This window comes from Qipengyuania vulgaris (genome assembly GCF_009827325.1).
In the GTDB taxonomy this organism is placed as follows: domain Bacteria; phylum Pseudomonadota; class Alphaproteobacteria; order Sphingomonadales; family Sphingomonadaceae; genus Qipengyuania; species Qipengyuania vulgaris.
This window is the reverse complement of sequence record NZ_WTYC01000006.1, coordinates 63,510-89,807: the sequence shown is the minus strand read 5'-3', so window position 1 is coordinate 89,807 and position 26,298 is coordinate 63,510. Positions and strand designations below refer to the sequence as shown.

Sequence of the window (26,298 nt, the reverse complement as noted above, 5' to 3'; positions counted from 1 at the left end):
TTTGACCGACCTTCTCGCTTCCGCCGCCCTTGCGATCCTCCAGGTCGGCCCCTTCCCGGGCCATGGCGCCATGCCCGAAGTGCCAGAAGAATTAGGAGACCGGCCCCCGCGTTCCGAAAACGTCGAGCAGGCACCGCCAACCGAACTTGCGAATTGCCTGCGGCAGGCTTCGGCCAATCCCGAAATGGCGCTGGATACGGCGCAGCGCTGGCGCGAAGGGGCGCAATCCCAGTTGGAGATGGCGCAATCCGCACATTGTCTCGGTCTTGCGCTCGTCCAGTCGAACCGGATGAACGAAGCACGCGAGGCTTTCGAACTCGCCAGCGCCGAAGCCCCGGCCGACAATCCCACCTACAGCGCCAGGCTTGCTGCGATGGCTGGGAATGCCGCCATGGCTCAAGGGGATGCCGAAAGTGCGCTCCCCCTGCTCGACCGAGCCGGAGAATTGGCACTGTCAGCGAGAGACAATGAACTGGGTGCCGATCTGCGGGTCGACCTCGCCCGTGTGCTTGTTCGCTTGAACCGGACAGAAGATGCCGCTTCGGCTCTTGCCGAGGCGCGCGAGGCAGATCCGCTCGACGCGCAGGCCTGGCTATTGTCGGCAACACTGTCCCGCAGGCTGGAACGGCTTGGCGAGGCGCAAAACCAGATCGAACGTGCGGCCACGCTTGCCCCGCGCGATGCGCAGGTCGGGCTGGAAGCCGGCGTCATCGCGGCCATGTCGGGCCGCGCTCGGGATGCAAGGGCAAGCTTCCAATCGGTGATCGACGTCGCACCCGACAGCCCGGAAGCCGGGCGTGCACAGACCTATCTCGAACAATTGGACGCCTCCGCCACCGAATGACCCAATATTCCATCCTCGATCTCGTACCCGTCCGCGAAGGCGGAACCCTGAGCGAAGCCTTCGAAGCCGCCGCCAATTTGGCCAGGGCCGGGGAGAGTGCCGGCTGCAAGCGCTATTGGGTGGCAGAGCATCATGCGATGGAGGGCATAGCGGGAGGAGCAACTTCCGTAGTGCTCGCGCACATCGGCAATGCGACCAGCACCATCCGCATCGGTTCGGGCGGGATCATGCTGCCGAACCACACGCCTTTCCAGATTGCCGAGCAATTCGGAACGCTCGATGCGCTGTTTCCCGGGAGGGTCGACCTCGGCCTCGGCCGCGCCCCGGGCGCCGGACCCGAACTTCAAAGGGCGCTGCGCAAGGACCTGCACCGTGCGGCCGAAATGTTTCCGCAGGACGTGGTCGAACTTCAGGCATTCATGGCGGGGGATAGTGCAGTTCATCCGACCCCTGGTCTCGGAGCCAAGCCGGAATTCTGGATGCTCGGCTCGAGTCTTTTCGGGGCGCAGCTCGCGGCGCAATTGGGCATGCCCTACGCCTTCGCCAGCCACTTCGCACCCGATCATCTCGATGCTGCGCTCGAGGTTTACCGACGCGATTTCCGGCCCAGCGAAGCACACCATAAGCCGCATGTGATGGCGGCGATGAACCTCTTTTGCGCAGATAGCGAAGAGGAGGCTGACACGCTTGCCACCTCGCAAATGCAGGCCTTCGTTGCGCTACGCACGGGAAAGCCTTCGAAGCTGAAGCCTCCCGTGGCGGGCTACCGCGATCAGTTGCCACCAACTGCGCAGGCCATGCTGGCGCATATAGGCCAGGCAAGCGCCATCGGAACGCCGCAGCAATGCGCCGACGCCGTAAGCGCATTCGTGCAGCGCACCCGCGCGGACGAGATCATTTTCGCAGGCCCTACCTTTGATCCGCAGGCGCGTATCGACAGCCTGAAAAGGGCGATGGCCGTCTTGCCCTGACGTTACGGCACAGGTCCGCGCATAGGTTTGCAAAAATGCACGAACGGCGTCTTGCAGTGCCCTCTCAAGAGGCCTAATCGCCGCCCCTTACCGGTCCGGGTACGACTCGGATATTTCAAGACGCCGTAATAATTGCGCGTCGTAAGCGAGAGGCCCCCGATGGGTTCCAAGACCGCCGCCACTCCCGCCGCCCAGACCAAGGCGCTCGTGCAGCACATGCGCGATTCGCTGCTTCCTGGCGATACACCCTTCGATGGTCCGCGCATGAAGGAAGCCGCGGAATTCGTTATCGAAACCGCGCAGAAGCGGCGATACGGCGAAGCGGCGATCGCGATCGAGTCGGTTACCGAAGGCCAGCGCTACACGCGCATCGCAATCATCAACGACGACATGCCTTTCCTTGTCGATTCGACTGCCAATGCGATCGCCGCGCTGGGTATCTCGATCGACCGGCTGGTCCATCCAATCGTGCCTGTAGAGCGCACGAAGAATTGCAAGCTCGCCAGCATCCGCGAAGGCGAGCCGGAAGACGCCTATTGGGAATCGATGATCTACATCGAGACCGCGCGTGTCGATGCAAAGCAGCGCCGCGCACTCGATGAAGCGCTGCAAATTACGCTCGAAGATGTCCGCGCGGCGGTGAACGACTGGCCCGAACTGCAGGACCAGATGAAATCGGACGCCGCGACGATCGACGATGCGGAAGGTCGCGCGCTTCTCGAATGGCTGGATTCGGGCATGCTCACGCAGCTTGGCCACGTTGTGCGCCGGCGCGATGGAGAGCAGGAAAACCCGCTGGGTATCTGCCGCGCGGGCGAACCTGCGCTGCTTGTCGATGCAAGTTACGAACGCGCCTTCAAGTGGTTCGAAGGCAAGGGTGAGGGACGCTCGCTGCTCATCATCAAGGCGAACCATCTTTCGCGGGTGCATCGCCACGTTCCGCTGGATCTGTTCATCGTACCTCGGCGCGAAAGCAAGAAGATCGTCGCCCTCTCTATCCACGCGGGGGTATGGACGAGTGCTGCACTGGCCGCCCCGCCGCGGGCTGTGCCGATTCTGCGAGAGCGACTGGACGGCATCCGTAACAAGCTGAAATTCGACGTCGGCGGCCACGCGGGCAAGGCGCTCGTTCACGCGATGACCACGCTGCCGCACGATCTCCTGATCGGCTTCAGCGAAGCAGATACCGAACGCGTAGCGACTACCATGATGGCGCTGGTCGATCGTCCCCGACCCCGTCTCGCTCTGGTCGAAGCTCCACTTGCGCGGCACCTCTTCGCGTTCGTCTGGTTGCCGCGCGACATGCTGGCGACTCAGGTGCGGCTGCAGATCAAGTCGCTGCTGGAAGAAAACGCGGCTGCACGCCTGCTCGACTGGAGCCTCGAGGTCGAGGGCGGTAATCTCGCCATGCTGCGCTTCGTTCTCGATATCCGCGACGGAGCGAGGGCGCCGAACGAAGCCTTGCTGGAGGAGCAACTCCAGACCTTGCTGCGCGGCTGGAGCGAAGCAGTCGAAAACGAACTCGCCACCATGATGGAAAAGGGCCGTGCCGCGGCGCTTGCCATGCGGTTCGCGGAAAGTTTCCCTACTGGCTATCGCGCCCGCTTTGGCCCCCGCGAAGCTGCCGAAGACATCGCCCGTCTGCGGGCGCTCGGCATTCATGCGGAAGAGGACGAAGACGGCGAAGCCCCGCATCGGGGCGCACGTCTCTACCTGTGCGAACGCAACGACCCGGCGTGCCTGCGCCTGAAACTTTACCAGGCCGAAGGCAGCCTCCCACTTTCCGATGCCGTTCCAGTACTGGAGAACTTCGGCTTCCACGTTCAATCCGAAATGCCGACAGTGCTGAACGAGGGCCAGCTTGGAACGGTCCATGATTTCGCGCTGGAACTCGCGCCGGGAGTGGACTCATCGGATCTCGTTCAAAGATCCGACGCAATCGAAACCGCGGTCGCCGCCGTACTCAATGGACACGCCGAAAACGACGTATTCAACCGGCTGGTTGCGGAAGCGGGACTGGGTGCGGCTCAGGCAGACTGGCTGCGCGCATTCTATCGCTACCTGCGCCAGACCGGCATGGGCTTCACCATCTATACGGTGGTCGATGCACTGGCGAAGAACCCGGACATCACCGCTGCCCTGATCGACTTGTTCACGGCGCGTCACGATCCCGAATTCAAGTCCGGGCGCGAAAGCGCCATCGAGGATGCAAAGGGTCGCATCAAGCGGGGACTGGCCAAGGTCAAGGCAATCAACGACGATCGCCTGCTGCGCCTCTACAATTCATTGATCGAAGCGATCCTGCGCACCAACAGCTTTGCCCCGGCGGCAAATGAGGCCCTAGCTTTTAAGATCGATTCCGCCCTCGTGCCCAACCTGCCCAAACCGCTGCCCTGGCGCGAAATCTTCGTCTATTCGCGCCGCGTCGAAGGTATCCATTTACGCTCGGGCCCGGTGGCACGCGGGGGTCTGCGTTGGTCGGACCGCCGCGACGACTTCCGCACCGAAATACTGGGACTCATGAAAGCCCAGCGCGTGAAGAACGCTGTCATCGTTCCTACAGGAGCGAAGGGCGGATTCTACCCCAAGCAATTGCCTGATCCCGCGCTCGACCGGGAAGGTTGGGCAGCAGAAGGACAGGCTAGCTACGAAGTCTTCATTCGCACCCTGCTTTCGGTCACCGACAATATCGTGGATGACAAGGTCGTGCACCCGGAAGGCGTCGTCATCACCGATGGCGAAGACCCCTATTTCGTGGTTGCGGCCGACAAGGGCACCGCCAGATTTTCCGACGTTGCCAATGCCATTGCCGAGAGCAAGGACTTCTGGCTAGACGATGCTTTCGCAAGTGGCGGCTCGAAAGGCTACGACCACAAAGCGATGGGCATTACGGCAAAGGGCGCATGGGTCAGCGTCCAGCGGCACTTCCTCGAAATGGGCATCGACGTCCAGACCGATCCCATCCAGGTGGTCGGCTGCGGGGACATGTCCGGTGACGTGTTCGGCAACGGCATGCTGCTGTCGAAAGCGATCAAACTGGTCGCCGCTTTCGATCACCGCCATATCTTTCTCGACCCCGATCCCGATCCGGCCAAGAGCTGGAAGGAACGGGCACGCATGTTCGATCTGCCGCGATCGAGCTGGGACGATTACAACGCTGATCTCATCTCCCGCGGCGGCGGAGTGTATCCACGGGACGCCAAGACCATCAAGCTGTCCAAAGCGATGCAGAAGGTGCTCGATCTCGAGGTTTCCGAGATCGAACCGGAAGAATTGATCTCGAGCATCCTGAAGGCACCAGTCGACCTCGTCTGGTTCGGCGGTATCGGCACTTACATCAAGGCAACTGCAGAGAATAACGTACAGGTCGGCGATCCGGCGAACGACGCGCTCCGCGTCGATGCAAGGGATATGCGCGCCCGGGTCATCGGTGAAGGTGCGAACCTCGGCGTGACTCAGGCAGGGCGCATCGAGTTTTCTCAGAACGGCGGGCGCTGCAACACCGATTTCATCGACAATTCGGCCGGCGTCGATTGTTCGGATAACGAGGTCAACATCAAGATTGCCCTCGCTGCCGCCAAACGTTCGGGCAAGCTGACCGAGCCCAAACGCGTAAAGCTTCTTGAAGAAATGACCGACGAGGTCGCCGCGCTGGTGCTCGAAGACAATCGCCTACAGGCATTGGCCCTTTCGATTGCCGAAATAGGCGGCGAACGCGCCATGGCTTCCCAACTGCACCTGATCGAGACGCTCGAGGCGGGCGGCAATCTGGACCGGCGCACCGAGGGATTGGCCGACAATCAGACGCTCCAGCGGCGCGCCGCGGATGGCGTGGGCCTGACAAGACCCGAACTCGCCGTGCTGCTTTCGTCGACGAAACTGGTGCTGCAGGATGCGATCGAGGCGAGCGAACTTCCAGACGATCCGATCCTGGAAGAGCTCTTGCTGCGCAGCTTCCCCGAGCCGATGCGCAAGAAGTTTAAGGAGCAGATCGAGAATCACCGCCTGCGCCGCGAAATCATTGCGACCAAGCTGGCCAACGCCATGGTCAACCGCCTCGGTATGGTTCACCCGTTCGAACTGGCGGAAGAAGAAGGTGTCGAACTATCCCAGGTTGCTGCGGCCTTCGTCGCCGTGGCGCATCTGTTCGACTTGCGCGGCCTGTGGAGCGAACTCGATACCGCGCAGATGGAAGAAGGCGCGCGCCTGCTGCTTTTCGACCGTCTGGCAGCCGCTACGGGCAATCTGATGTCAGATGTCCTGCGCACCGGCGCGGGACGGGTCGAGCCTGCTAAGATGGTCTCCGACCTGGGCAAGGGCGTGAAGGTCCTGATCGATTCTTCCGAGCAATTGCTGGGGAGCGAACTCAAGACCCAGGCGGCCAAGCTGCACGAAACCTTCATGCAGGCTGGTGCGCCCGACGCGCTGGCTTCGAAGGTGGTAAGCATCTTCGATCTCGATGGATCGGTGGGCCTTGCACAGCTGGCGAGCGACACCGGCATCGAACCGAAACCCATGACCCAGGGCTTTTCCGATATCGGAGCAAAGATGGGTATCGACTGGGCACAGAGCACCGCAGCCAAGATGAATCCGTCGGACGTGTGGGAGCGCCTGCTGACGTCCGGTCTCGCGCGCGATTTCCAGCAGATGAGGCTCGAATTGCTGCGACGACTCTCGCGCCGCAAGGATGCGAAGAACGATATGCCGCAGGTGGTCGAGAACTGGCTGGCGGACCATGAAGTGGCGGTGCGCCAGTTCCGCACCATGGTAGAGCGAGCCCAGTCTCAAACTCCTGTTGCGCCGGCGATGCTCGCGCAAATTGCAAGCATGGCACGCAACCTCCTGGCGCGCTGACGTCCCGCTCTTTGCTTGACCGCGCGGTAGTTTGACGCCAGCCCTCGCCCCCATGGAGCATTTTGACGTCGTCATCGTGGGTTCGGGTCACGGCGGCGCGCAGGCTGCAATAGCCCTGCGCCAGGCGGGCCATGAGGATTCGATCCTCATGGTCAGCCGCGACCGCAATCCCCCTTACGAGCGCCCCCCGCTATCGAAGGAATATCTGGCTGGCGACAAGCCCTTCGAGAAAATCCTCATCCGGCCCGAAGCCTTTTGGGGCGAGCGCAATGTCACGCTGCGGCTGGGTGCGAACGTAAACGAAGTCGACTGGATGAAGCGCGTGCTCGTCCTGTCCGACGACTCCACCCTGACCTATCGCAAACTCATCTGGGCCGGTGGCGGCGATGCCAGGCGACTGAGTTGTCCTGGAGCCGAGCTGGCAGGCATTCATACCATCCGCGGAAGGCGCGACACCGATGCATTGAAGACCCAGCTTGCCGAAGGAGTGCGCCACGCGGTCATCGTAGGCGGCGGCTATATCGGGCTGGAGGCTGCGGCCGTACTGCGCGCAAAAGGGTTCGGCGTTACGGTGGTCGAGATGCAGGAGCGGGTGCTCGCACGCGTCGCTGGTCCGGAAATCTCCGATTTCTACGCCGAGGAGCACCGGCGTCAGGGGGTCGACTTGCGGCTCGAAACTGCAGTCGAGCGGATCGAAGGCGAAGAGGATGTCAAAGGTGTTACGCTGTCGACCGGTGAAACGATCGCCTGCGACGCTGTGATTGTGGGGGTCGGCATCGTGCCCTCCGTGGGGCCGCTGATCGCGGCTGGTGCAGCGGGAAGCAATGGTGTGGATGTCGACAGCTACTGCCGCACTTCACTCGACGACATCTATGCCATCGGCGACTGTGCAGCTCACGCCAATCCCTATTCCGCCAACGCCGTCATTCGTCTCGAATCGGTTCAGAATGCCAACGACATGGCAACCGTGGCGGCCAAGTCGATCATGGGCGACAAGCAGGATTACGATGCGGTACCGTGGTTTTGGTCGAACCAGTACGACCTGCGCCTCCAGACCGTCGGCATCGCCACCGGATATGACCGGACGGTGCTGCGCGGCGATCCCGCAGAGCGCAAGTTCAGCCTCATCTATCTCAGGGAAGGTGAGGTCATCGCCCTCGACTGCGTCAACAACACGCGGGACTATGCCCAGGGGCGGAAACTAGTGATGAACCGTGCGGAGATCGATGCCGAACTGCTGGCGGATACCGAAGTCCCGCTCAAGGAGATGAGCTGAGCTTCCTTGCCGCCCAGTCCGCGGCTTCCGCAACGACGGGGTCCGGATCCTGCCTCAACCCTTCGACCATCGATGCCAGTGATGGATTGCCGCTGTTCCCCGCGGCATAGAGGCAGTTGCGCACGAAGCGGTTTCTGCCCACGCGCTTGATCGGAGAACCAGAGAAGAATTGCCGGAAACCTGCATCGTCGAAGGCGAGGAATTCGGCAAGGAGTGGGGCGGTCAATTCCGCGCGCGGTGCAAGCTTGATGTGACGATGCGCGGTGTCCGCGAACTTGTTCCAAGGGCATACCGCCAGGCAATCGTCACATCCATAGATACGGTTTCCCAGGCTTTCCCGGAATTCTTCTGGGATAGCGCCCTTATGCTCGATGGTCAGGTAGGATATGCAGCGCCGCGCATCGAGTTTGTAGGGAGCAGGGAAGGCATTGGTCGGACACGCATCCTGGCACGCGCGGCACGATCCGCACATGTCGCGATGCGGTGCATCCGGCGTGAACTCCACTGTCGAATATATCGCGCCCAGAAACATCCAGCTGCCATGCTCTCGGCTGACGAGGTTAGTGTGCTTTCCCTGCCAGCCGATCCCTGCCGCTTCGCCCAGCGGCTTCTCCATCACCGGTGCAGTATCTACAAAAACCTTGAGTTCGCTCTCGGGCGCCCGGACGATCAGCCAGCGTGCCAGAGCCTTGAGCGCCTTCTTCACGACATCGTGATAATCCCGCCCCTGCGCGTAGACAGAGATCCGCGCTTTTTCGTCATCCCCCTCCAGTGCCAGCGGATCGACATCGGGCGCATAGCTCATGCCCAGCGCGATCACGCTTCCCGCTTCGGGCCACAGGCCTTGGGGTGAAGCACGTTGTGCCTTGCGGCTCTCCATCCACTCCATCGAGCCATGGCGCCCTTCGCCGAGCCACTCCTCGAAACGCTCCGCTCGCAGCGGATCGCCGCCCGCAACCGTAAAGCCGCAAGCCACGAAGCCCAATGCGTGCGCTTCTTCCCTCAGCGCCTGCTGCAATTCGGACAGAGAGCCTTCCTTAACCAAACTTGCTGTTGCTCCCGTTCACTTCGGAGGGTTAACTCGCTCACCAATCAGGGAGCCACACTCAGGCGATGTCGCGAAACGACGATCATTACAACCGGCCGCTTGCGATTGAGGCGCGCGGACTGGTGAAGCGGTTCGATGACACCCTGGCGGTCGACGGCGTCGACCTCAGCGTTCCCGAGGGCGCAATCTACGGCATCCTGGGCCCCAACGGTGCAGGCAAGACAACCACTCTGCGCATGCTGCTGGGCATCATCGATCCGGACGAAGGTATTCGCCGGGTATTCGGGCATGATCGGCCGCACGAAATCGCCAAGTGGATCGGTTATTTGCCCGAAGAACGCGGGCTTTACCCGGCAATGAAATGCGACGAGGCGATTGCCTTCCTGGGCGCATTGCGCGGCTTACCTCTCGAAGAGGGCCGCAGGCGGGGCCGCGAATTGCTCGAAGCTCACGGCATGGGCCATGCTGTCGACCGGCAGATCCGCCAGTTGTCCAAGGGCATGGCGCAGACGGTGCAACTCCTCGGCACCCTCGTCCACCGCCCGAGACTGGTAGTCTTCGACGAACCCTTCAGCGGATTGGATGCCATCAATCAGGGCAAGCTGGAAGTCATGATCCGCGATTTGGCCAAGGAGGGCACGACGGTCATATTTTCGACCCACGTGATCCATCACGCCGAACGACTATGCAACGATGTCGCAATTATCGCCGGGGGGCGCGTGCCCTACGCCGGATCGGTCGATGCGGCACGTGATCGTATTCCGGCCCAGGTCCGGCTCGAAACTCGCGACGCGACGGGCGAGTGGCGTTCCGCATTGCCTGACGATGCCAGGCACGATGCCAAATCGGGCGGAGGACATTTCTGGTATTTCCCGATCCCGGAAATCGGCATCGAAGCGCTGCTGAAGCGGCTGATCGATGGAAAAGCAGGCATTCTTTCGCTCTCTATCGAACGCGCGGGTCTTCATGACGCTTTTGTCGAAATTGCGGGCGAAGCAGCAGCCCGGCAACTCGAGGCGGAGACTGCGCAATGATCCGCGAAAACGAAGCCTCGCGTCTCAGCTTTTTCGAGGCCGCATGGGTAATCGTGCGCCGCGACTTCAGGGCAATCCTGTTCAGCCGCGCATTCTTCTTTTTCCTTCTGGGCCCCTTGTTCCCGATTATCGTTGGCGCGCTGGCTGGGGGGATCGGCGGACAGGTCCAGCGGGAGGCGATAGTGAACACCGTCGCGCTCGCGATGACGGATGCAGACAACGAAGCTTTGCTTGTGGCGAGCCGCACCGCGAAGGGCAAGGTGGACGGCCTGCCTGAGATTGCGGTCATCGAGGAGGCGAGACGGGACAGTTCCGATTTCTCGCCTGAGGATCTTCTGCGCACATCGAATTACGCAGTCGTCGTTACCGGCACCCTCGCGGAACCGGAACTTTCGGGTACGCATACGCAGATTCATCGCTGGGACGGCGCGGTCTCCTTGCTCGCGGCGATGGCTTCCGGCACCGCGCCCACCAGTTTTCCGGAGATTATAGAGCGTCAGGTGGAAACCACCGCCGCCGCTGCGAAATCCAACCGCATCCGCACCGCGCAGGCGGGACAGTTGCTGCTGTTCCTGCTGATGATGCTGCTGGCCGGAATGGTGCTGTCCAATCTTGTCGAGGAAAAGGCCAACAAGGTCATCGAGGTACTCGCCGCAGCGATCCCGATGGACTCGGTCTTTTTCGGTAAGCTCTTCGCCATGCTGGGCGTGAGCTTCGTCGGCATTGCGGTATGGGGGGCATTCGGTGCCGGGATCGGCGCACTTGCGGGAGAATCTTTGCCGAGCCTACCCGAACCAGCGCTTGGCTGGCCGCTCTTCATACTACTCGGCGTGGTCTATTTCTCGATGGGGTATCTGATCCTCGGTTCGCTGTTCCTCACGATCGGCGGCATGGCGACCACCGTACGCGAAGTGCAGACGCTTTCGATGCCCATAACGATGGCGCAACTTCTGGTGTTCTTTCTCGCCGCCTTCGCAATGACGAATCCTGGTTCGCCGTTGGAACTCACTGCAGCGATCTTTCCGCTTTCCTCTCCCTTCGCCATGCTGGCCCGTGCTGCTCAATCTAGCGAAGTCTGGCCTCACCTCCTTGCGATAACTTGGCAGGCCCTTTGCGTCGCAGCCTTCGTCAAAGGCGGTGCCACGTTGTTCCGGCGTCGCGTGATGAAGTCGGGCAAGGGAGGGCGCGGCCCAAGAGATAGAGGCGCACGAACGGCTTCAACCGCCGGGAAATAGTATTTGTCGCCTCGTCAATTCGCGATCGGCACCATTAGGTTCGCTTTTGAAACGCACTATTGACACACCTGTCAGTTAAGGCAGGATGCGTTCGAGAGAGACCGGTGCGTATCCGAGCAGGTGCGCTCCGAACGGGAGAGATCATTATGGCGACAACCGCGCCGGAAAGACCGCAAGTTCGCAAGGGCCCGACGGCCTACGAATCGCTCAAGAAGCATTTCGACGAACATCCCGAAGATCATCTGCGCCACACACACAAATGGGACGTGAGCCGCTCGGACATCTATGCCGAGGACACGTGGCATGCGGTTTTCAGGGAGATGCGCGAAGCGGGTCCACTGCATTACATACCGGAAAGCCCGTATGGCCCATATTGGGCTATCGTACAGCATAAGCCCATCCAGCATATCGAGGCACTTCCCGAACTCTTCTCCTCAAGCTGGGAGCATGGCGGGATTACCATTCTCGAACGGCTGGATGACATTCCGGAAGAAGAACGACTCGAACTGCCGATGTTCATCGCGATGGACCGGCCCAAACACACTGGCCAGCGCCGCACAGTCGCGCCCAAATTCACGCCCTCCGCCATGACCGACATGGAAACGGAAATTCGGCGGCGGACCGGTGAGTGCCTCGATTCGCTGCCGCGCGGCGAGGTCTTCGACTGGGTCGACAAGGTTTCCATCGAACTCACCACCGGCATGCTGGCGATCCTGTTCGGCTTCCCTTGGGAAGACCGACGCCTCCTGACGCTGTGGTCGGACTGGTCCGGGGACACCGAGCTGGCGAGCGTGCGAGCGCTCGACGACATGCGCCGCGGCTTCCTGCACGAGATGGCGGGGTATTTCATGTCGCTCTGGGGCGAACGCGCGCAGAACCCCGAAGGCGAAGATCTCATCTCCATGATGATCCGCTCCGAAGCGATGAACCAGCAAAGCCCCGAGGAATTCATGGGCAATCTCGTACTGCTGATCGTGGGCGGCAACGATACCACGCGCAACACGATGAGCGGTATCATTCATGCGTTCGACAAGTTTCCGGACCAAAGGAAGCTGTTCGAGGAAAAGCCCGAACTGATCCCCAATGCGGTGCAGGAATGCATCCGCTACCAGACCCCGCTCGCCCATATGCGCCGCACCTGCACCGAGGACACCGAGCAATTCGGGCAACAGATAAAGAAGGGCGACAAGGTCGTCCTCTGGTACCTTTCCGCCAATCGCGACGAAGAGGTCTTCGAAAACCCCGACAAGCTCGACATCACACGCGAGAACGCCCGTCGCCACCTTGCCTTCGGCTATGGCATACACCGCTGCGTGGGTGCGCGGCTGGCAGAACTGCAACTGCGCGTCCTTCTCGAAGAGATGCACAAACGTCGCATGCGTGTGCATGTCGCAGGAGATGTCGAACGGGTACGGGCGAACTTCGTGCATGGCTTCCGCAAGCTCGAAGTGGAGATCACCGAGTTCTGAAGCCGAAATCACCCGTTCATGCAGCGTGTGCTAAGTGTCGGCTATGACCGAACGTAATATCCGTCCCTCCCGCCGTGGCTTGCTAGGCTGGATCGGCGCGACCGCCAGCTTTGCCGCACTCGCCGCGTGCGGATCGGGCCGGGCTGAGGCCAAGAGCTTCCCGGTCAAATTGTCCGAGACGCAATGGCGCGAGAAGCTAACCAAGAGCGAGTTCAACGTCCTGCGCAATGCGGCGACCGAGCGCCCCTATTCGTCCCCATTGAACGACGAGAACCGGGCGGGGACCTTCATCTGCGCTGGTTGCGACAACGCGCTCTACAGTTCGAAAACGAAATACGATTCCGGTACCGGCTGGCCGAGTTTCTGGAAGGCGCTGACCGGCGCGGTCGGCACCACGACGGATTTCAAGCTGGGCTATCCTCGAACCGAAGTGCACTGCGCCGAGTGCGGCGGACATCTCGGCCATATCTTCTCGGACGGTCCGAAACCGACCGGAAAGCGCCACTGCATCAACGGCACGGCAATGGATTTCAAAGCGGTCTAATCAATCACCCGATATACTGCGAACTCAGCCGGCCCGCCGACATCGACAGGGCGAAGCCAGCGGGGCGCCTCTCCAGAGGCAAGCTGTGCCGCGAAGCCATCGTCAGAAATAGTGGTGTAGAGGCGGATTTCATTCATATCCGTACATAGTGCAACATAGTCCACTGCGTGCGCTGCCAGCAGCACACGCGCTTCGTCCGCAGACGAAGTAAACGCTTTGATCAAATCCGACATAGCGTCGGCCGCGCGATGGTGCCCCGTCGCCACCACAGCGTGTTTGGTGTCAAGCAGAACCGCCGGACCCATGTCGAGCGGCGCGAATATGGTTTCGGAGCCGAGCTGATCGAGACGCTGAGCATTTTCGTAGATATCGCAGCTTGAGCTCTGCGCACCCTCCATTCCGGCTTCCGGCGCTGGCATGACACTTCGTGCCGCCAGCACCAAGGACGTGGGAGCCAGCAACAAAACCATGATCGCCGCGATGCTGAACGAATAGACCGGCCTGCCTTGGCTACGCAGCCGATTCATCAGCGTGACTGCAAGCCAGCCGAGCGGGATGGCGGCAATGACGGCGGCAAAGGCAAGCGAACGCGCAACGAGAAGGCCCAGAATAACGGCGGCAAGCAGCAGGAAGAGATGCTCGCTCCACCATCTGCGCGTCCAGCCCCGCGAACGCATCATGAGGAGCACCATAGCGCCGATTCCTGCGCCCATCTGAATTAATGCGGGGACATATGTCGAGGCGGGCTGTTTCCACAAGGGCTGCCCTTCGAGGACGAGCCGATACCAATAGCGCTCGACCATAGGATCAAGTGCAGCAAACGGAGACGCTAGGCAGGTCGGAGACACGAGCGCAAAGGAGCCCAACGCCAGAATTCCGACAAGAGCGAAGAGCGAGGCCAGCCCAAAACCAGTCAATTTGACCATTCGTCCGATCGCCCAGGTCCCGCATCCAGCCACCACGAAAAACAGCAGATGGGCAGGAGAAACTGAGTCGCAGTGTGCTTCGAATGACAATCCGCGAGTTGCGAGATACGTCGCTATCAATCCGATCGATAGCGCCTGCATGTAAGCGACCAGCCAAAAGCGATCATTAGAATTCAGCCACCACCGCCAAAATAACACGATTGCGAAAGCCGCTGCCAAGGGTAGCAATTCGAGTGAAATCGAAATGCCCAGCGCCATCGATACGCCTGCGATGGACCCGCCCGCTTGTGGACGTCGCCGACAGATTGCCCATAGCGCGATGGCGAGGCTGGCGGTCTGCCAGCCATGATGATCGATCCGCAGGGGTTGGAACTGGAACAGGAGGGACGGCAGGAAGCCGCAGGCCAACACTGCGAAGATAGCAACGCGTGCACCCAATAAGCGCCAGGCGAGCCGTCCGACTGCGGCCGCAGCCACTCCAAACGTCAGGAATGGCACCATTACCAGCGCAGCCCTCTCGGCATTCGCTTGCCCTACTAGAGGCTCCAGCGCTGTGACAATCAGCAGCAACGGTAAATCGACCAGCCGCGACCAGTGCATGGTCGTTCCGGAAGGCGGATCGATCCGGTATTGGGTCGTATCGAACCAGCCTTGACCGCCCAAGAGATCCCGGACCTGGACCAGACGCAGGGCATCGTCCGGGTCGGGGAACCGGCCTGTAACCAGCCGGGTCGCATTCGTCAGCAGGAGGATGGCGCAAACCGCCAGCCAGGCAAGCACGAGCTTCTGTACAGGAAAATCCCCGTGGCGCAGGCGGCGATCCTCGTTCATCTCAGGGAATGTGGCGGAAAACGACTTTGCTGCGCAAGAGCCACGTGGCGGCAAAACTCATAACGATCGCTATCAGCTTAGCGTATCTTGGATCGATACCTGCCATGTCGCCCACCCCGACAACCGTCGTGGTTACGGCAAGGCCCACTAACGCCGAACCGGCGAAAAGCACTTTCTGTCGAGTTCTTAGAGGGCCCCGCTTCGCCACCGTATCTCGGAAAACGGCGCGGCTTGAAATTAACCAGTGAGTGACGATCCCGGTGCTGTATGCCAGCGCCGAAGCTGGTGCTGCGGCGGTCGACATCGACAGCAGCACCAGGAAAACGCCCATGTCGACCACGAGAGCAGCAGCGCTTGCAAAACCGTACCGCGTAAGACGGACCAGATCGAAGCGGCGAATAAATGCGGCAGGTCCGCTCATTAAGGCGTTACCCTGCCGCGCCATCGTCGCGATCTCCGGTCTTTACGATCTCGGTGGTATCTGGGGTTTTTGGAGACTCGCCTTTCCATTTTAGAAGCAACCACGGGACGCGGTCCGGAGCAAACTGGCTGCGGTGGTGGCGGTCGAAATAAGGTGGCATATGATCGCCTACGATGAGAATATCGGTCTCGGGGAAGTCTCCTGCGGTGATTTCCTCGATAATCGCACTGTCCATCTGATCCCACAATGCGAACTGTCGGCAGATCATTGGATAATTTTCGGCGAGTGAAGATGAGATTCTTTCGCAGCGATCGACGTCAAGGTTCATGCCTGGAGGAACCGGGAGATGGGAATTGACCGTTAGCCAATAAATGAACTGGGGCTTTTGCGCTGCCTTGATGTCTTTTGCGAGCAATGCCGGAACGTCGCGGTCGCATACTCCGGGGAACACGCCGCCGCATTCGCGCGCGCCACGCTCGAACAATTCCTCGGCGAAACTGCTCTTTTGAAATCCGATGTTCGGATACCACTTAGCACGGTCGAAAAAGGCACCGGTGAAACTATGATAGGCGCGCGTCTCATAGTCCGCTTCTGCCAGTTTCGCCGGCAGGCAGCCTCTGTCGACGCCCTCCATCACATCGTAATAGTCGCCCCAACGACCGCATAGCTCGCGAATTTCGCCGGCGGTCGTCGAATTGTAATATGTGGTTTCACCAGTGCTCAGTTCGTATCGGTTGGTAACGGCGGGGCTGTGGAAACGGGCAAATAGCAGCCGTTCCATGTCCTTGTTGCCCACCGGTGCGCCAAGGGATTCCACCATGATCAACATCCGGTGACGCTTGGGAGCAACTGTGGCGTCGAAGCCGGACAGGTGGCTGGCAGATACGAACGGCGTTTCGAAGTCCGCTGCGCGCATGTAATGTCCGCGCATTCCGTGCCCCATCAGCCCATCAAATTTCGCCAGCGCCAATGTGATCACGATCGCAAGCAACACTAATCTAATCTCGGAAAATCCCTGAGGTTTTCGCATTCTCCAGATCGCAATCCCGCAAACCCCGACGAGGAAGCAACCCCCGACAATATACTCGAGCGACTGCGAGGGATTGATCTCCAGGACGAAGCGCAGGGAGTGGAGCAGCGAGGTAATCGCCAGATTGAAAAGTCCGGCAACGAATCCAAGCACCGAATAAACCATCGCACCGATGAACGCGACGATGCGGACCCAGACGGGCGCGTTGCGGACAATCAGCCCGAGCGCTCCCGCAGCGATGATTTCCGGACGCCGAGGCGGGGCCCCGAAGAACCACATGCTCGCGAACACGACGTTGGCCAGGACCAGCCAGATAAGCACACAGTTGGCGAACTTGCGCCATTCGTCTCTCGCGATTGGGCGAAGCAAGCCCGTCTTTTCGTCTTCTGCCGGCCCTGTCACAGGAAGGCTTGCCATCTTACGCAGCCTCCCGATCATTTGCGTCACTTCCGACGCGCCCCGGAACGTCGCGGACCGAGTTCAGCGCCGCGGCTTGGTCTTCGGTCAGCTGGCGGTTCGGCAGCGCGCTTTCGGCACCTTCGTCGCCTGCTTCGTGGTACTCCGCGTCTTCGTTGACGCACCAGGTGTCGTAGACCCGTTCGCCGGCGAGGATGTTCTCGACCGTGAGCATGGCGGTCATCATCGCATGGTCCTGGTTGTTGTAGCGATGCATGCCGTTGCGGCCCACGAGGTGCAGCGTCGGATGCTTGGCTTCCAGCTCGCGGCGCATGGCATCGACATTTGCCGCATAGTCCTCGTCATAGACTGGGTAGGCCTTTTCCTGACGGACGACCGCGCCCGACCGGACCTTCCGGCGGTCGACGAGGCCCAGGATTTCCATTTCGTCGGTCGCGAGGGCCACAAGGTCCTCGTCCGCCATCGACCACAGACCGTCGCCTTCGAAGCAGAAATATTCGAGTCCGACGCAGGCCATGTTCTCGTCCGGGATCATTTCCGGCGACCAGCTGCGGAAATTCTGCACGCGGCCGACCTTCACCTTGCTGTCGTGGATATAGATCCAGTTGTCCGGAAAGAGATCTTCACCCCTCACCATGAGCGCCACGGTGAGGAAGTCGCGATACTTGAGGTCGCTGGCCTGCAGCGTCGATTGCGGCAGCGGGTGGAGGCGTTTGGAGAGTTCGCGCATCGGCGCGCTGCTGATCGCATGCGCGGCTTCGATCGTCACTTCGCCATTGGGTCCTTCGGCGCTCATGCGCCAGCCCCCCCGCCCATCGCTGGCGAGCTGCTTGAGGCCGTGGCCCATGAACAGCTGACCCTTGCCGGTGGCGAGGATCTTGTCGCGCGCCGCTTCCCACATCATGCCCGGCCCGAGCCGAGGATAGCGGAAGGTTTCGAGCAGCGTCTTCACCGCCTGCCCGTCATTCGGTCTCTTGTTGAGACCGAGGCTGCGCTTGAGTCCATCGACCACCGCGCCCCAGAGCGAGAGACCCTTGATTCGCTGGGCGGCCCAGTCGGCGCTCATTTCGTCGCAGGGCATGCCCCACACTTTCTCGGTATAGGTCTTGAAGAAGATCGAATAGAGCTTCTTGCCGAACTGATTGGTAGTCCAGTCCTCGAAGCTTTTTACATCCTTCCTGGGGAACAGCTTGTATTGGAGGTAGCTCGCCATGCAGATGGCCGAGCGCAAGATCCCGAGATTCCACAGCGCTTCGAAGGCCCGCAACGGATAGCTGTAGAATTTGCCCTCGTAATAGATGCGGCTCATGCGCGGGCGCTGGATGAAATCGTCTTCGCCGAGGATCTCGTTCCACAAATCGACCACTTGTTGGCTTTTTGAGAAGAAGCGGTGCCCACCGATGTCGAACCGATAGCCCTGATGTGCGACCGTGCGGCTGATGCCGCCGACATAGGTTTCGTCCTTCTCGATGATCGCGACAGACTTGCCCTGCTTGGTCAGCAGATAGGCAGCGGTCAGACCCGCCGGACCGGCGCCGATGATCGCGACGTCTACCTTGTGCCCTGAAGCCTTGCGAACCATTTCAATCCCCCCGAGGTACCTTGCCCGAACGAGAGTGAAGGAAAATGGTTAGGGGCTGGTTAACATGGTGTTGGGGCGCACTCCCCAACGGGCTTCAAGACAGGTTCGCGCTATCCTGGAGCATGGCCGGGCACTGCACCGCCGCCGCCATCAGGGCGAATTCCCGCAAGGAGAAGGTGTTTTCGAAAACCAGCCCGTAATTCGCTTCCTTCCGCCATCGGACCTTGGCACGCGTTTCGGGAAAATAGTTCCCGGTCACGCGCAAGGTCTGATCGATCGCGAAAACTGCGTCGCATTCTACTTGGGCGCCTTGCTGCGACAGGTTCGAGGACACGGCCTTTCCGCTTTCGGTGAGCGAGGACAGGGTGAACGGAAGGGCTATGTTGAGGCGCATCTGGCGCTTGGGAAAATTCCAGGATTCCCGGATGAGCCGCTCCACTGCAACCGGTCGGTCGAAGCGATAGCTTGCCTCGCAGCCCTCGCGGCGCGTCTCCGTGATCTCGTAGGTTTCGCCGTTCTGCAATTCGAGAGAGATCGCGGTATCCGCAGGAAGAGCGTGGAAGGTGCGCAGCGATATGCCGACCGCCGAAACATCGCGGATGACGCAAATGAACTCGCCCTGCCCGCACACAAGCTTCGCGGATCTGATGAGCGAAGTGTAGCGCGGGGCAGCACGCTGCTCCGCAACCTCCGGCGCCGCCGCGGCAGCAATCCCAATACCGGATAGAGAACCCATCGTACGCCATGCTCCCGAAGCTGAGGACGCAGGCGCCCTATCGGTGGCCGTTATGGACCAGCGGTCCTGTAGGCGACTTTTCTGGGGGAGTACGGGTTAATACGAAGATAAGGCGAATGCTTAAGCCGGGATGGGACCGTGGTCAGAACCCAACGTCGTCCGGTGCAGAAATCTGGTGCGGGTGGTGGGACTCGAACCCACACGAGCAAAGCTCAGGGGATTTTAAGTCACGAAAAAATGGGTTCCGCCAGGTTCCTAACGACTAGCAAATCCTTGTCATATCGCCAATTTTCGGACTGCTCGGCTTACCGTAACATTCCTATAACGCCCGCTAAATTCCTTGCGCGATTACACCAAGATTACGACGATTCTCATGTGGGCCGATAGCGCACTCCGTCCGAATGGGTCCTCTCAATGCAGCTCCGAATATGGATCACCGCACACCACCCCAGTAAACTTCGATTCGGCAGCATTGGTCGGCCGTATTCGGCGGCAGACACAGTGTTGCCAACCGTCATTCCGACATCATCGAAGTGAAAGGAGCGTGGATATGTCCACCGCAGAGCAGAGTAACTTGGCCATGGCGAAAGACCCCGCCATCGCAGCCCGGATCGTCAAGAACATCGCTCAGCTTGAGCAGGATTACCGGCTTGCGGACGGCCACCTGAGTGACTGGCTGATGCGCATGATCATGATCTCAATGAAGGCTGCGGCACCCGAACCGTTCGTTGTCGAGAACACCGCTTGGAGCGCCTATCTGTCGCATCCGGAGTGGAAGCCCACCAAACGCATCGGCCGGGGCGATGCCTGGCTGGAAATCGTCGAGTTCTCGCGCGACGAGCAGGAGCACTCTTGGCTTGCCGCCGCCGTTGGTGCGGGTCCTACTGAACTGAACCTCGAACTTATGTTCCGGGATGGTCTCGCCGGATACTTTGCCAAGCTGGAAGGCGATCAGGGTCTGACATCGAAACTCCGCAAGAAGGGGTTCAAGATCGATACCGCCAACAAGCGAGTCTACCTGCCCATCGTCATCGACGCTGACCTGCTGGCCAAGGCGCTGCCGACCGATGACTTCCAAGATGCCATGGCCCCAGTCCGAGAAGCAACAGAACTCGGCATCGCTGCCAAGCCTGAGATCGACCTACTGCTCAAGCTGGTGCGAGGATGAGCGCCGTGGCGGAACTCGCTGTGCCTCGCGCGGAAGCCATCGCTCGTCTCAATGACCAAGTCCGCAAGACCGGGACCGGTGGCACGATCATGGTTACGCAGGGCGTCCTCGCCATCACAGGCTTCAACTCACCAGAGCTGGCAGAGGCACTTGCAGCCTATGACGCGTTCGATCCTGATAACGACCCGCACGGCGAACGGGACTTCGGTGATCTCAAACTGTGGGGCGAGAATCTATTTTGGAAGCTGGACTACTATTCGTCCGACCTGCGGTATGGATCAGATGACCCCGCCGATCCCGCAAAGACCAAGCGCGTTCTCACCGTTATGTTGACAAGCGAATGGTAGGCGGACGGGAATGGGCTACCAGTGGAGCGTCCGCTTCTGATGGTTGCAAGACCAACAGCAGACATTCCGCTTCTGACGCCATAGCAGGCATTAATTAGGCAATGGAACGGGCGGCGGCTGTAGGCCTATGTGATCGATTAGCCACGAATTTGGTTCGGAGGAAGCGCCTAGATCCCGCTTTGCTCGCCGTAGAACGGCGGTTCCGTCTGAGAGGGAGGCTAGGCCCGAGGAAGTCTCTCTCAGGAGTTGGAGCGAAATGTCGACGTGAACGGAACCGTTGGCGCTGTTACCGGGTTGTGCTGCCGCAATATTAGGCTGGAATTCGCCAAGCCGCTGTAGTCGTGCAGTAAAAACCGCACCGCGGCTGCCGTCCTTCCATAGCTTGGCAGCATCAACGCTTTGACCTGCAAGGACTAATGCAAAGTAGCGCTGCAATGTTTGCCGCGCGGCTTGTCGACTTTGTTCGTCAAGCGCACTTGTTGGCTTGGAAGGGCGGTCCTCTTCCGATCCGGGCAGAACCAACGCCGCGGGATTTCGTAACGTCTCTCTTGTAGTTTGTTGATTGCGCACTTCATTATTGGAAGCCTCATTGGAGCAAGCAGTGAGAAGCGCTAATAAACTGAAAAGATAAGCTTTCATTGGGCTTTAAACGTAGTATCTCTCTGATGTTTCCGAAGCCGAGCATAACTCATCAAAGAACGCGGCATTCGCGGTTTAGCCGGGTCCGCTTCCCACCCCAAATCGGTCGTTCGCGGCTGTTGAAAATCACACCAACACCGGACAGGCTGCTTTCTAGCCTTTTTGTGTTAAAACCGGACATTCCGCTTACGACGCCATGGCGGACTCTTCCCTTGCGGATTAGAGCGACGAATTCCCACGATCAAAGGAGGTTAGGAACTATGCCGGATAACCAAAAACTCGAAGTCTCAACAACCGTTGAGGCTCCTCAAGATAAGGCATGGAAAGCTTATACCTCCGCTGATGCAATTCCTAAATGGAACTTCGCGTCCGATGATTGGTGCTGTCCAACCGCGAAAGTCGATTTGAAGGTAGGCGGCAATCACAGCGCCCGCATGGAAGCCAAGGATGGCTCAGTCGGCTTCGACTTTAATGGCAAATACGAAGAGGTCGATGCCCCACATGCTCTTACTCTCATCCTAGAAGATGGCCGAAGATCACGAACGACTTTCGAAGCCGCTGGCGCAAGGACAACTGTGCGCACGATTTTTGACGCTGATAGCGAGGCACCTGTCGAAATGCAGCAGTCTGGTTGGCAGTCAATCTTGGACAACTTTCGGCGCTATGTCGAAAGCACGTAATGTCCGTTAACCACCCCAAGCCGGCCGTTCGAGAAACCTGCGATCAATCCTGAAAGCTGCCTTTCCCAAAAGTAGCGTTGCTGCCGACAAGACCTTAGTGGAGACTAGCGCATTCTCTTGTAAGTGACGGAACTCATAGATCGCTATCCATTCCAATTGGCGGCAAAGCCGGGACCACATCGCACGTCCTTCGAACCGCATTTAGAGCATCGCAACATTGCTTCGACAGAAGCCATTTGCCGGGACCAGCCATTCTGGTTGCAAAGCAGCACCAACCGCGTTGGATCGAGAACTGCGACCCGGTTACAAGTCCGACAATCGACGCGCAGGTTGTATCCGTGCCGCCGAAAGTCGCCGACATCATCTAGCCGTTTGCTGCTCACGGCTTACGTCTCAACGACCAGACAAGCGCTGAGCAGGCAGTAAGAAGGGCTGCGAAGGCAGCTACCATGGGGGCATCCAATACGATCATGACAAACTCCGAATCAAGATCGGATATGTTCCACATTTGTTCCGAGTAGGAAATTGATCGTTAGGTGGCTATGCCTTTGACATGTTCATGCTCGCTCCTGATGCGGGCACCGGCATATTAAAATTTGAGCTCTTCCAAAGGAAGGGTTTCAATTTTCGAACACGTGCCCGAAAGGTCCATGATTGTTCCTGCAAGGGCCGCACTCGATCCAGAAGACAGTCGATGATGAAACGTACCCCCACGTCGGTCGAAAACAACGCTCATATCAAAAGTGCCGAAATATCGATCATGATCCGTGCTGACCCCATAGATGTATTCATCTTGTTGAAAGTTACATACGTGATCCCCATCGCAGAGTGGCTTGAGTTCTCGTTCAATCGGTCGCCACTCAGAAATCTGCTGTTCCCCCGGCGTAATCACGTATTGCGTTGAGCCCTCCTGATGAGCGCAGTTCAATGCAATAGAGTTTGAAGGAATAGGCTGATCGACCGCGCCGGTGGCTGCTTCCTCCGAACTGCATCCGCCTAAACCAACCACGCCCACCACCACGAGGCCGATACAACCCTTCACCTTGATCATCTGTCAGAACCCCCAAGTCGCTTGATAAGTATCGACAGATGACTGGAAAATGCAAATCACTGGCATGACCGGCAGTCACCCGCGCGGCAGATGACCGCGCATAGCTGGATCACGCAAGAAGCGAGCTAGACGAGAACGTGCGGCAAGCGGTTGCTGACCAAGTGATCGGACAAGCTCAGGGCATCGTGACGGAAGACGCCAACATTTGCCGGGATGAGGTTCGTAAGTTATTCCTATGCCTTCTGCTTGCGTATTGGAATACGCGCCCTAAAACGGCCTAGTTGGGTCGGGGGGATCAATGCAGTTAAGAATATTGACGGCGATCACGGTTTTTCTCGGATCGTATCTTCCCCTTGCCGTCATTCTGTTTTCACAGAACATTGACTATCCAGCGCTGGGCCGAAGTTTTTGCTGGCCGCTGGATGAAGCGCAGTGCAAGGTTCCACTACTAGACGCGGGCTATGCAATAGGCTTTCTTGCCGTGACGCTCGTTTGCTTCTTTCTCACGGTCCTCGCGCTCGCTCTTGTCCGTACGCGGCAGGACATCACGGTTCGTGAAGCGGAATACGTGCCAACCGATCTCATGAACTATACGCTCCCTTACGTAGTGTCCTTCATGGGGATCGATTATCAAGACACAGATAAATTTGTTGGTTTCTGCGTTTTCTTGGCTTGGATGTTTTGGATCACTAATAAATCAGGTCAGGTGTTGCTCAACCCAATCCTAATCGCACTGGGCTGGAGACTCTACAACGTTACCTACAGCTTTGCGGGCAGCAGTGACGTGCACAAGGGGCGCGCACTTGTGAAAGGATACTTGACGCCCGGGAACTACCGCCAGTGGCCCGTTCAGGACATACAGATTATCAAACCGTAGGAACAGTAATGGCGATCCCAGCAGCTCTTATCAACTTTGACATCCAAGATGCCGGCCTCACGGTTTGGCTGTTCAAAAAGTCGGGTGGTGCCGCGGGGACGGCACCGACATACACCGGCCGTTGGATAACTACCGAGGACGACCTGGATGCCGCACTAAAATCTGCGATCGATGACGCTCGGGCGGATATCGAGGAAGTCCAGGAATATGGGTTGCTCGCCCAGAACAACGAAGGAAGTGCCCTTCTCATAGATACCGCCGAGACCCACGCTGGGCTAATCGTCGGTCAAACCGCGAATCCGGTGCCGCAGAAAAAGGTCAAGAATGAGAAGGAAATCGTAAATACGAGCTTTTTCGTAGTCCGACTTACTCATAACGGGAGCGTTCTTCACGCCGTCAGAAAGACAGATGCCTCGTGGAAGACCAAGCAGAGGAAAGGTCTGATCGACATAGGATTCCGGGATAGCGCTCTCGAGCTGGATGACGCCCCAAGGTTCTCGCTGTCGAAGTACGTGGACTTTTTCATCGCTGACGACCGCATAATCATCCCACACAAAGCAAACTTTGAGTCGGTCCTGAATTATCGCCAGGCTCATGCGAATGAGTTTTAAGATTTACAAATGGAGAATGAGTTCATTCAAATATTTGCTAACTTAACTCCTCTCACCACCTTCGTTGGAAGCAATAAGATCCACTTGCGTCGAATGTGTTCTATCCGTCAGAAGGGACATTATAAGGATCAGACTTTTATCTCGAGGCTAAGGCAGCACCACGCTGCTCATGGTCTGTCTTTGCAGTTTGATCAGAATGGATTGATTGTCTGCACACCGGATAACTGTCGCGATGTCATAACGGCACTTCTCGATCACCGCCTGGCCTCGGCATTCTCTGAAAACGTTTACGACGTTCCCGATGCAACGAAGGTTGCTTGAGTCAAAGGGTCCGACCGTTGGCGGCGTTGGCTAAAGATAGAAGAGCTTAGCTCATTTAGAGCAAAAACCTTCAACAATTTTAAGCGCCTCGTCTCTAACCGCATATACTTCAGACCAAGGAAACTCAGGTGCTGTTATCGAGACGTCCCAAATCTTTATCAAGTACCCGTCGAACTCCTGATCCTTCCTCCACTCGAAGCGCCCTTTGGGCCCACTGATTAAAGAGCCGGCGTCATTTTCGACTGCAAATCCTACGGTTGTCGATGAGCTGTTAATGCCGACTAGAGTGTAAAGTTCGAGTTCCCCGCAGTCGCTCTGCAGCACGAGGTTTTCATCCTCCCAACATGTCAGAGGGCCAACCATATCGTCGCCGAGGTAGTCTGGGGAATGCACCTTCCATTGCTCAGGAATTTCGCTTTCCCAGACGTGCCTCCAGAATAACCAGAGCGCGATGGGATATTCCGCCCTTGTCAGATGAGCCGCAGCACGAGCAGCAAGAAAATCGCCGTATTCCCTCCAATTCTCCAGACCCGCAGGCAGTCCGTCCTTCTTGATTTCTGTCAGATGATCGACAGAACTCTCGATCGCTGAATCAGAAAGATAATGTGTGACGCTTTCGGGTAGGCTGTCCAGAAACTGGGTATTCACAGGCGTCTCCAAATATGATGGCGAAGGGCGGCGAAGTCACGATCCAAGATGCCGCTTCGTGGTAGCTCTTTTTCTAGCCGGACAAGTAGGACATGCCACGAAAGTAATGACCAATTATCATTTCGCTTTAACCGCTTCTCTGTCTCGCGGCAGTGGCCAATATCGAGGATGAGAAGGCGTGTCGGACCAACGCCGGAGATAAGACCACGCCTTTTGGCGAAGGCTCTGTAGTCGGATAGCGGATTGTTCGTTAGCGCCGCGCCGAGCTTTGCCTCAATCACAACGCCAATATACCTATCACCTTCTTGGCCTGATACGATCATGTCGATCCGGCTACCCTTGCTCGGAATGACCACTTCGATCTCAGCCGCACAGTCATCGAATTTGTCCGGCCATTGTCCTGGGGCGGCAGCCCGCAAGAAGGCGAGAATGGCAGGCTCCCCATGCTTCTCGAGAAAATGCTGCAGCCCAGCCATTGCTTGGGTTTCGGTAAGAGCAAGCCACGGTTCGACCCTCTGAATAAAACAATGATGTTCGTCCGTGATGCCAAACCACTCCTTGAGCGCGGCTAGGTGCTTTCCTGGTGCAGGACGAACAGAAGCGAGCTTGGTAACAAGCCGCCTTACAGCTTTCTGAGTGTCGTCTTGTAGGTGTTCACTCCAAACTTTCAGGGGTGCGGGGCGATATCTTCGCGGCAATCGGGCGAGGTTAAGGTGCTCAGTCGTCAAGCCTCACTCT

At 58.8% G+C, this 26,298-nt stretch carries 21 protein-coding genes and 1 pseudogene; 13 read left to right on the top strand and 9 right to left on the bottom strand.

Annotated elements, in window-relative coordinates; all coding sequences use genetic code 11:
• Position 1: 1 nt before the first annotated feature.
• The 4 genes from GRI69_RS11860 to GRI69_RS11845 all read left to right on the top strand — a co-directional run bounded on the left by GRI69_RS11860 (position 2) and on the right by GRI69_RS11845 (position 7,945).
• Positions 2–844 carry a tetratricopeptide repeat protein gene (locus tag GRI69_RS11860; protein ID WP_237453086.1) on the top strand — a complete coding sequence of 281 codons (843 nt, stop codon included), beginning with the start codon at positions 2–4 and terminating at the stop codon, positions 842–844.
• A complete protein-coding gene (locus GRI69_RS11855; protein ID WP_160728491.1) occupies positions 841–1,815 on the top strand; it encodes an LLM class flavin-dependent oxidoreductase in 975 nt (324 codons plus the stop codon). Before GRI69_RS11860 ends, GRI69_RS11855 begins: the two co-directional genes overlap by 4 nt.
• A 159-nt stretch (positions 1,816–1,974) precedes the next feature.
• The gene (locus GRI69_RS11850; protein WP_160728490.1) at positions 1,975–6,669 is read left to right on the top strand and encodes an NAD-glutamate dehydrogenase; all 4,695 of its coding nucleotides are present in this window, start codon (positions 1,975–1,977) and stop codon (positions 6,667–6,669) included.
• A 52-nt stretch (positions 6,670–6,721) separates the two neighbouring features.
• On the top strand, positions 6,722–7,945 hold the full coding sequence (locus tag GRI69_RS11845; RefSeq protein ID WP_160728489.1) for an NAD(P)/FAD-dependent oxidoreductase: 1,224 nt from the start codon (positions 6,722–6,724) through the stop codon (positions 7,943–7,945).
• Here the strand turns inward: GRI69_RS11845 and queG are convergent.
• On the bottom strand, positions 7,929–8,990 hold the full coding sequence (gene queG / locus GRI69_RS11840; protein ID WP_160728488.1) for a tRNA epoxyqueuosine(34) reductase QueG: 1,062 nt from the start codon (positions 8,988–8,990) through the stop codon (positions 7,929–7,931). The two genes, GRI69_RS11845 and queG, sit on opposite strands and share 17 nt — an antisense overlap.
• A 68-nt stretch (positions 8,991–9,058) precedes the next feature.
• Here queG and GRI69_RS11835 point away from each other — a divergent pair, with 68 nt between their 5' ends.
• From GRI69_RS11835 to msrB, 4 genes are all read left to right on the top strand, one after another.
• A complete protein-coding gene (locus GRI69_RS11835; protein WP_160728487.1) occupies positions 9,059–10,027 on the top strand; it encodes an ABC transporter ATP-binding protein in 969 nt (322 codons plus the stop codon).
• Positions 10,024–11,262 (top strand): ABC transporter permease, encoded by a 1,239-nt coding sequence (locus tag GRI69_RS11830; protein WP_160728486.1) that lies wholly within the window; start codon positions 10,024–10,026, stop codon positions 11,260–11,262. The genes GRI69_RS11835 and GRI69_RS11830 overlap by 4 nt, the downstream gene beginning before the upstream one ends.
• 146 nt (positions 11,263–11,408) lie before the next feature.
• On the top strand, positions 11,409–12,731 hold the full coding sequence (locus GRI69_RS11825; RefSeq protein WP_160728485.1) for a cytochrome P450: 1,323 nt from the start codon (positions 11,409–11,411) through the stop codon (positions 12,729–12,731).
• Positions 12,732–12,774: 43 nt separating this feature from the next.
• Positions 12,775–13,275, top strand: coding sequence for a peptide-methionine (R)-S-oxide reductase MsrB (gene msrB / locus GRI69_RS11820; protein ID WP_160728484.1), 501 nt, complete (start codon positions 12,775–12,777; stop codon positions 13,273–13,275).
• On the opposite strand, the gene GRI69_RS11815 is transcribed toward msrB, so the two are convergent.
• From GRI69_RS11815 to GRI69_RS11795, 5 genes are all read right to left on the bottom strand, one after another.
• Complete coding sequence (locus GRI69_RS11815) at positions 13,272–15,032, bottom strand: hypothetical protein (protein ID WP_160728483.1); 1,761 nt, start codon at positions 15,030–15,032, stop codon at positions 13,272–13,274. The genes msrB and GRI69_RS11815 overlap by 4 nt on opposite strands.
• A gap of 1 nt (position 15,033) precedes the next feature.
• Positions 15,034–15,453, bottom strand: a complete 420-nt coding sequence (locus GRI69_RS11810) for a GtrA family protein (protein ID WP_160728482.1) — start codon at positions 15,451–15,453, stop codon at positions 15,034–15,036.
• A gap of 7 nt (positions 15,454–15,460) precedes the next feature.
• Positions 15,461–16,900 carry a sulfatase-like hydrolase/transferase gene (locus tag GRI69_RS11805; protein WP_160728481.1) on the bottom strand — a complete coding sequence of 480 codons (1,440 nt, stop codon included), beginning with the start codon at positions 16,898–16,900 and terminating at the stop codon, positions 15,461–15,463.
• A gap of 1 nt (position 16,901) precedes the next feature.
• Complete coding sequence (locus tag GRI69_RS11800) at positions 16,902–18,482, bottom strand: NAD(P)/FAD-dependent oxidoreductase (RefSeq protein WP_160728480.1); 1,581 nt, start codon at positions 18,480–18,482, stop codon at positions 16,902–16,904.
• 94 nt (positions 18,483–18,576) lie between these two features.
• Positions 18,577–19,218: a PilZ domain-containing protein gene (locus GRI69_RS11795; RefSeq protein WP_160728479.1), complete on the bottom strand. Its 642-nt coding sequence runs from the start codon at positions 19,216–19,218 to the stop codon at positions 18,577–18,579.
• 550 nt (positions 19,219–19,768) lie between these two features.
• Between GRI69_RS11795 and GRI69_RS11790 the strand changes: the two genes are divergently transcribed.
• From GRI69_RS11790 to GRI69_RS11780, 3 genes are all read left to right on the top strand, one after another.
• The gene (locus GRI69_RS11790) at positions 19,769–20,386 is read left to right on the top strand and encodes a hypothetical protein (protein ID WP_160728478.1); all 618 of its coding nucleotides are present in this window, start codon (positions 19,769–19,771) and stop codon (positions 20,384–20,386) included.
• Positions 20,387–20,391: 5 nt separating this feature from the next.
• Positions 20,392–20,733, top strand: coding sequence for a DUF3768 domain-containing protein (locus GRI69_RS11785; protein WP_337191072.1), 342 nt, complete (start codon positions 20,392–20,394; stop codon positions 20,731–20,733).
• A gap of 899 nt (positions 20,734–21,632) precedes the next feature.
• Positions 21,633–22,052 (top strand): SRPBCC domain-containing protein, encoded by a 420-nt coding sequence (locus tag GRI69_RS11780; RefSeq protein ID WP_160728476.1) that lies wholly within the window; start codon positions 21,633–21,635, stop codon positions 22,050–22,052.
• Positions 22,053–22,641: 589 nt separating this feature from the next.
• Here GRI69_RS11780 and GRI69_RS11775 read toward each other — a convergent pair.
• The gene (locus GRI69_RS11775; RefSeq protein WP_160728475.1) at positions 22,642–23,103 is read right to left on the bottom strand and encodes a hypothetical protein; all 462 of its coding nucleotides are present in this window, start codon (positions 23,101–23,103) and stop codon (positions 22,642–22,644) included.
• 298 nt (positions 23,104–23,401) lie between these two features.
• Between GRI69_RS11775 and GRI69_RS15875 the strand changes: the two genes are divergently transcribed.
• The gene (locus tag GRI69_RS15875; protein WP_202391998.1) at positions 23,402–23,980 is read left to right on the top strand and encodes a hypothetical protein; all 579 of its coding nucleotides are present in this window, start codon (positions 23,402–23,404) and stop codon (positions 23,978–23,980) included.
• An 8-nt stretch (positions 23,981–23,988) separates the two neighbouring features.
• Positions 23,989–24,912: pseudogene (locus GRI69_RS11765) on the top strand (Kiwa anti-phage protein KwaB-like domain-containing protein).
• Between the two features lie 51 nt (positions 24,913–24,963).
• On the opposite strand, the gene GRI69_RS11755 reads toward GRI69_RS11765, so the two are convergent.
• Together GRI69_RS11755 and GRI69_RS11750 are read right to left on the bottom strand one after the other, a co-directional pair.
• Positions 24,964–25,560 (bottom strand): hypothetical protein, encoded by a 597-nt coding sequence (locus GRI69_RS11755; protein WP_160728472.1) that lies wholly within the window; start codon positions 25,558–25,560, stop codon positions 24,964–24,966.
• Positions 25,557–26,288, bottom strand: a complete 732-nt coding sequence (locus GRI69_RS11750) for a PD-(D/E)XK nuclease family protein (RefSeq protein WP_160728471.1) — start codon at positions 26,286–26,288, stop codon at positions 25,557–25,559. The genes GRI69_RS11755 and GRI69_RS11750 overlap by 4 nt, the downstream gene beginning before the upstream one ends.
• Positions 26,289–26,298: the final 10 nt, after the last annotated feature.

Bases quoted from the DNA above. Each gene is read 5' to 3' on its own strand.
- GRI69_RS11855 (WP_160728491.1), top strand. From the start codon at position 841: ATGACCCAATATTCCATCCTCGATCTCGTACCCGTCCGCGAAGGCGGA.
- GRI69_RS11850 (WP_160728490.1), top strand. From the start codon at position 1,975: ATGGGTTCCAAGACCGCCGCCACTCCCGCCGCCCAGACCAAGGCGCTC.
- GRI69_RS11845 (WP_160728489.1), top strand. From the start codon at position 6,722: ATGGAGCATTTTGACGTCGTCATCGTGGGTTCGGGTCACGGCGGCGCG.
- GRI69_RS11835 (WP_160728487.1), top strand. From the start codon at position 9,059: ATGTCGCGAAACGACGATCATTACAACCGGCCGCTTGCGATTGAGGCG.
- GRI69_RS11830 (WP_160728486.1), top strand. From the start codon at position 10,024: ATGATCCGCGAAAACGAAGCCTCGCGTCTCAGCTTTTTCGAGGCCGCA.
- GRI69_RS11825 (WP_160728485.1), top strand. From the start codon at position 11,409: ATGGCGACAACCGCGCCGGAAAGACCGCAAGTTCGCAAGGGCCCGACG.
- msrB (WP_160728484.1), top strand. From the start codon at position 12,775: ATGACCGAACGTAATATCCGTCCCTCCCGCCGTGGCTTGCTAGGCTGG.
- GRI69_RS11815 (WP_160728483.1), bottom strand. From the start codon at position 15,032: ATGAACGAGGATCGCCGCCTGCGCCACGGGGATTTTCCTGTACAGAAG.
- GRI69_RS11810 (WP_160728482.1), bottom strand. From the start codon at position 15,453: ATGAGCGGACCTGCCGCATTTATTCGCCGCTTCGATCTGGTCCGTCTT.
- GRI69_RS11805 (WP_160728481.1), bottom strand. From the start codon at position 16,900: ATGGCAAGCCTTCCTGTGACAGGGCCGGCAGAAGACGAAAAGACGGGC.
- GRI69_RS11800 (WP_160728480.1), bottom strand. From the start codon at position 18,482: ATGGTTCGCAAGGCTTCAGGGCACAAGGTAGACGTCGCGATCATCGGC.
- GRI69_RS11795 (WP_160728479.1), bottom strand. From the start codon at position 19,218: ATGGGTTCTCTATCCGGTATTGGGATTGCTGCCGCGGCGGCGCCGGAG.
- GRI69_RS11790 (WP_160728478.1), top strand. From the start codon at position 19,769: ATGTCCACCGCAGAGCAGAGTAACTTGGCCATGGCGAAAGACCCCGCC.
- GRI69_RS11780 (WP_160728476.1), top strand. From the start codon at position 21,633: ATGCCGGATAACCAAAAACTCGAAGTCTCAACAACCGTTGAGGCTCCT.
- GRI69_RS11775 (WP_160728475.1), bottom strand. From the start codon at position 23,103: ATGATCAAGGTGAAGGGTTGTATCGGCCTCGTGGTGGTGGGCGTGGTT.
- GRI69_RS15875 (WP_202391998.1), top strand. From the start codon at position 23,402: ATGCAGTTAAGAATATTGACGGCGATCACGGTTTTTCTCGGATCGTAT.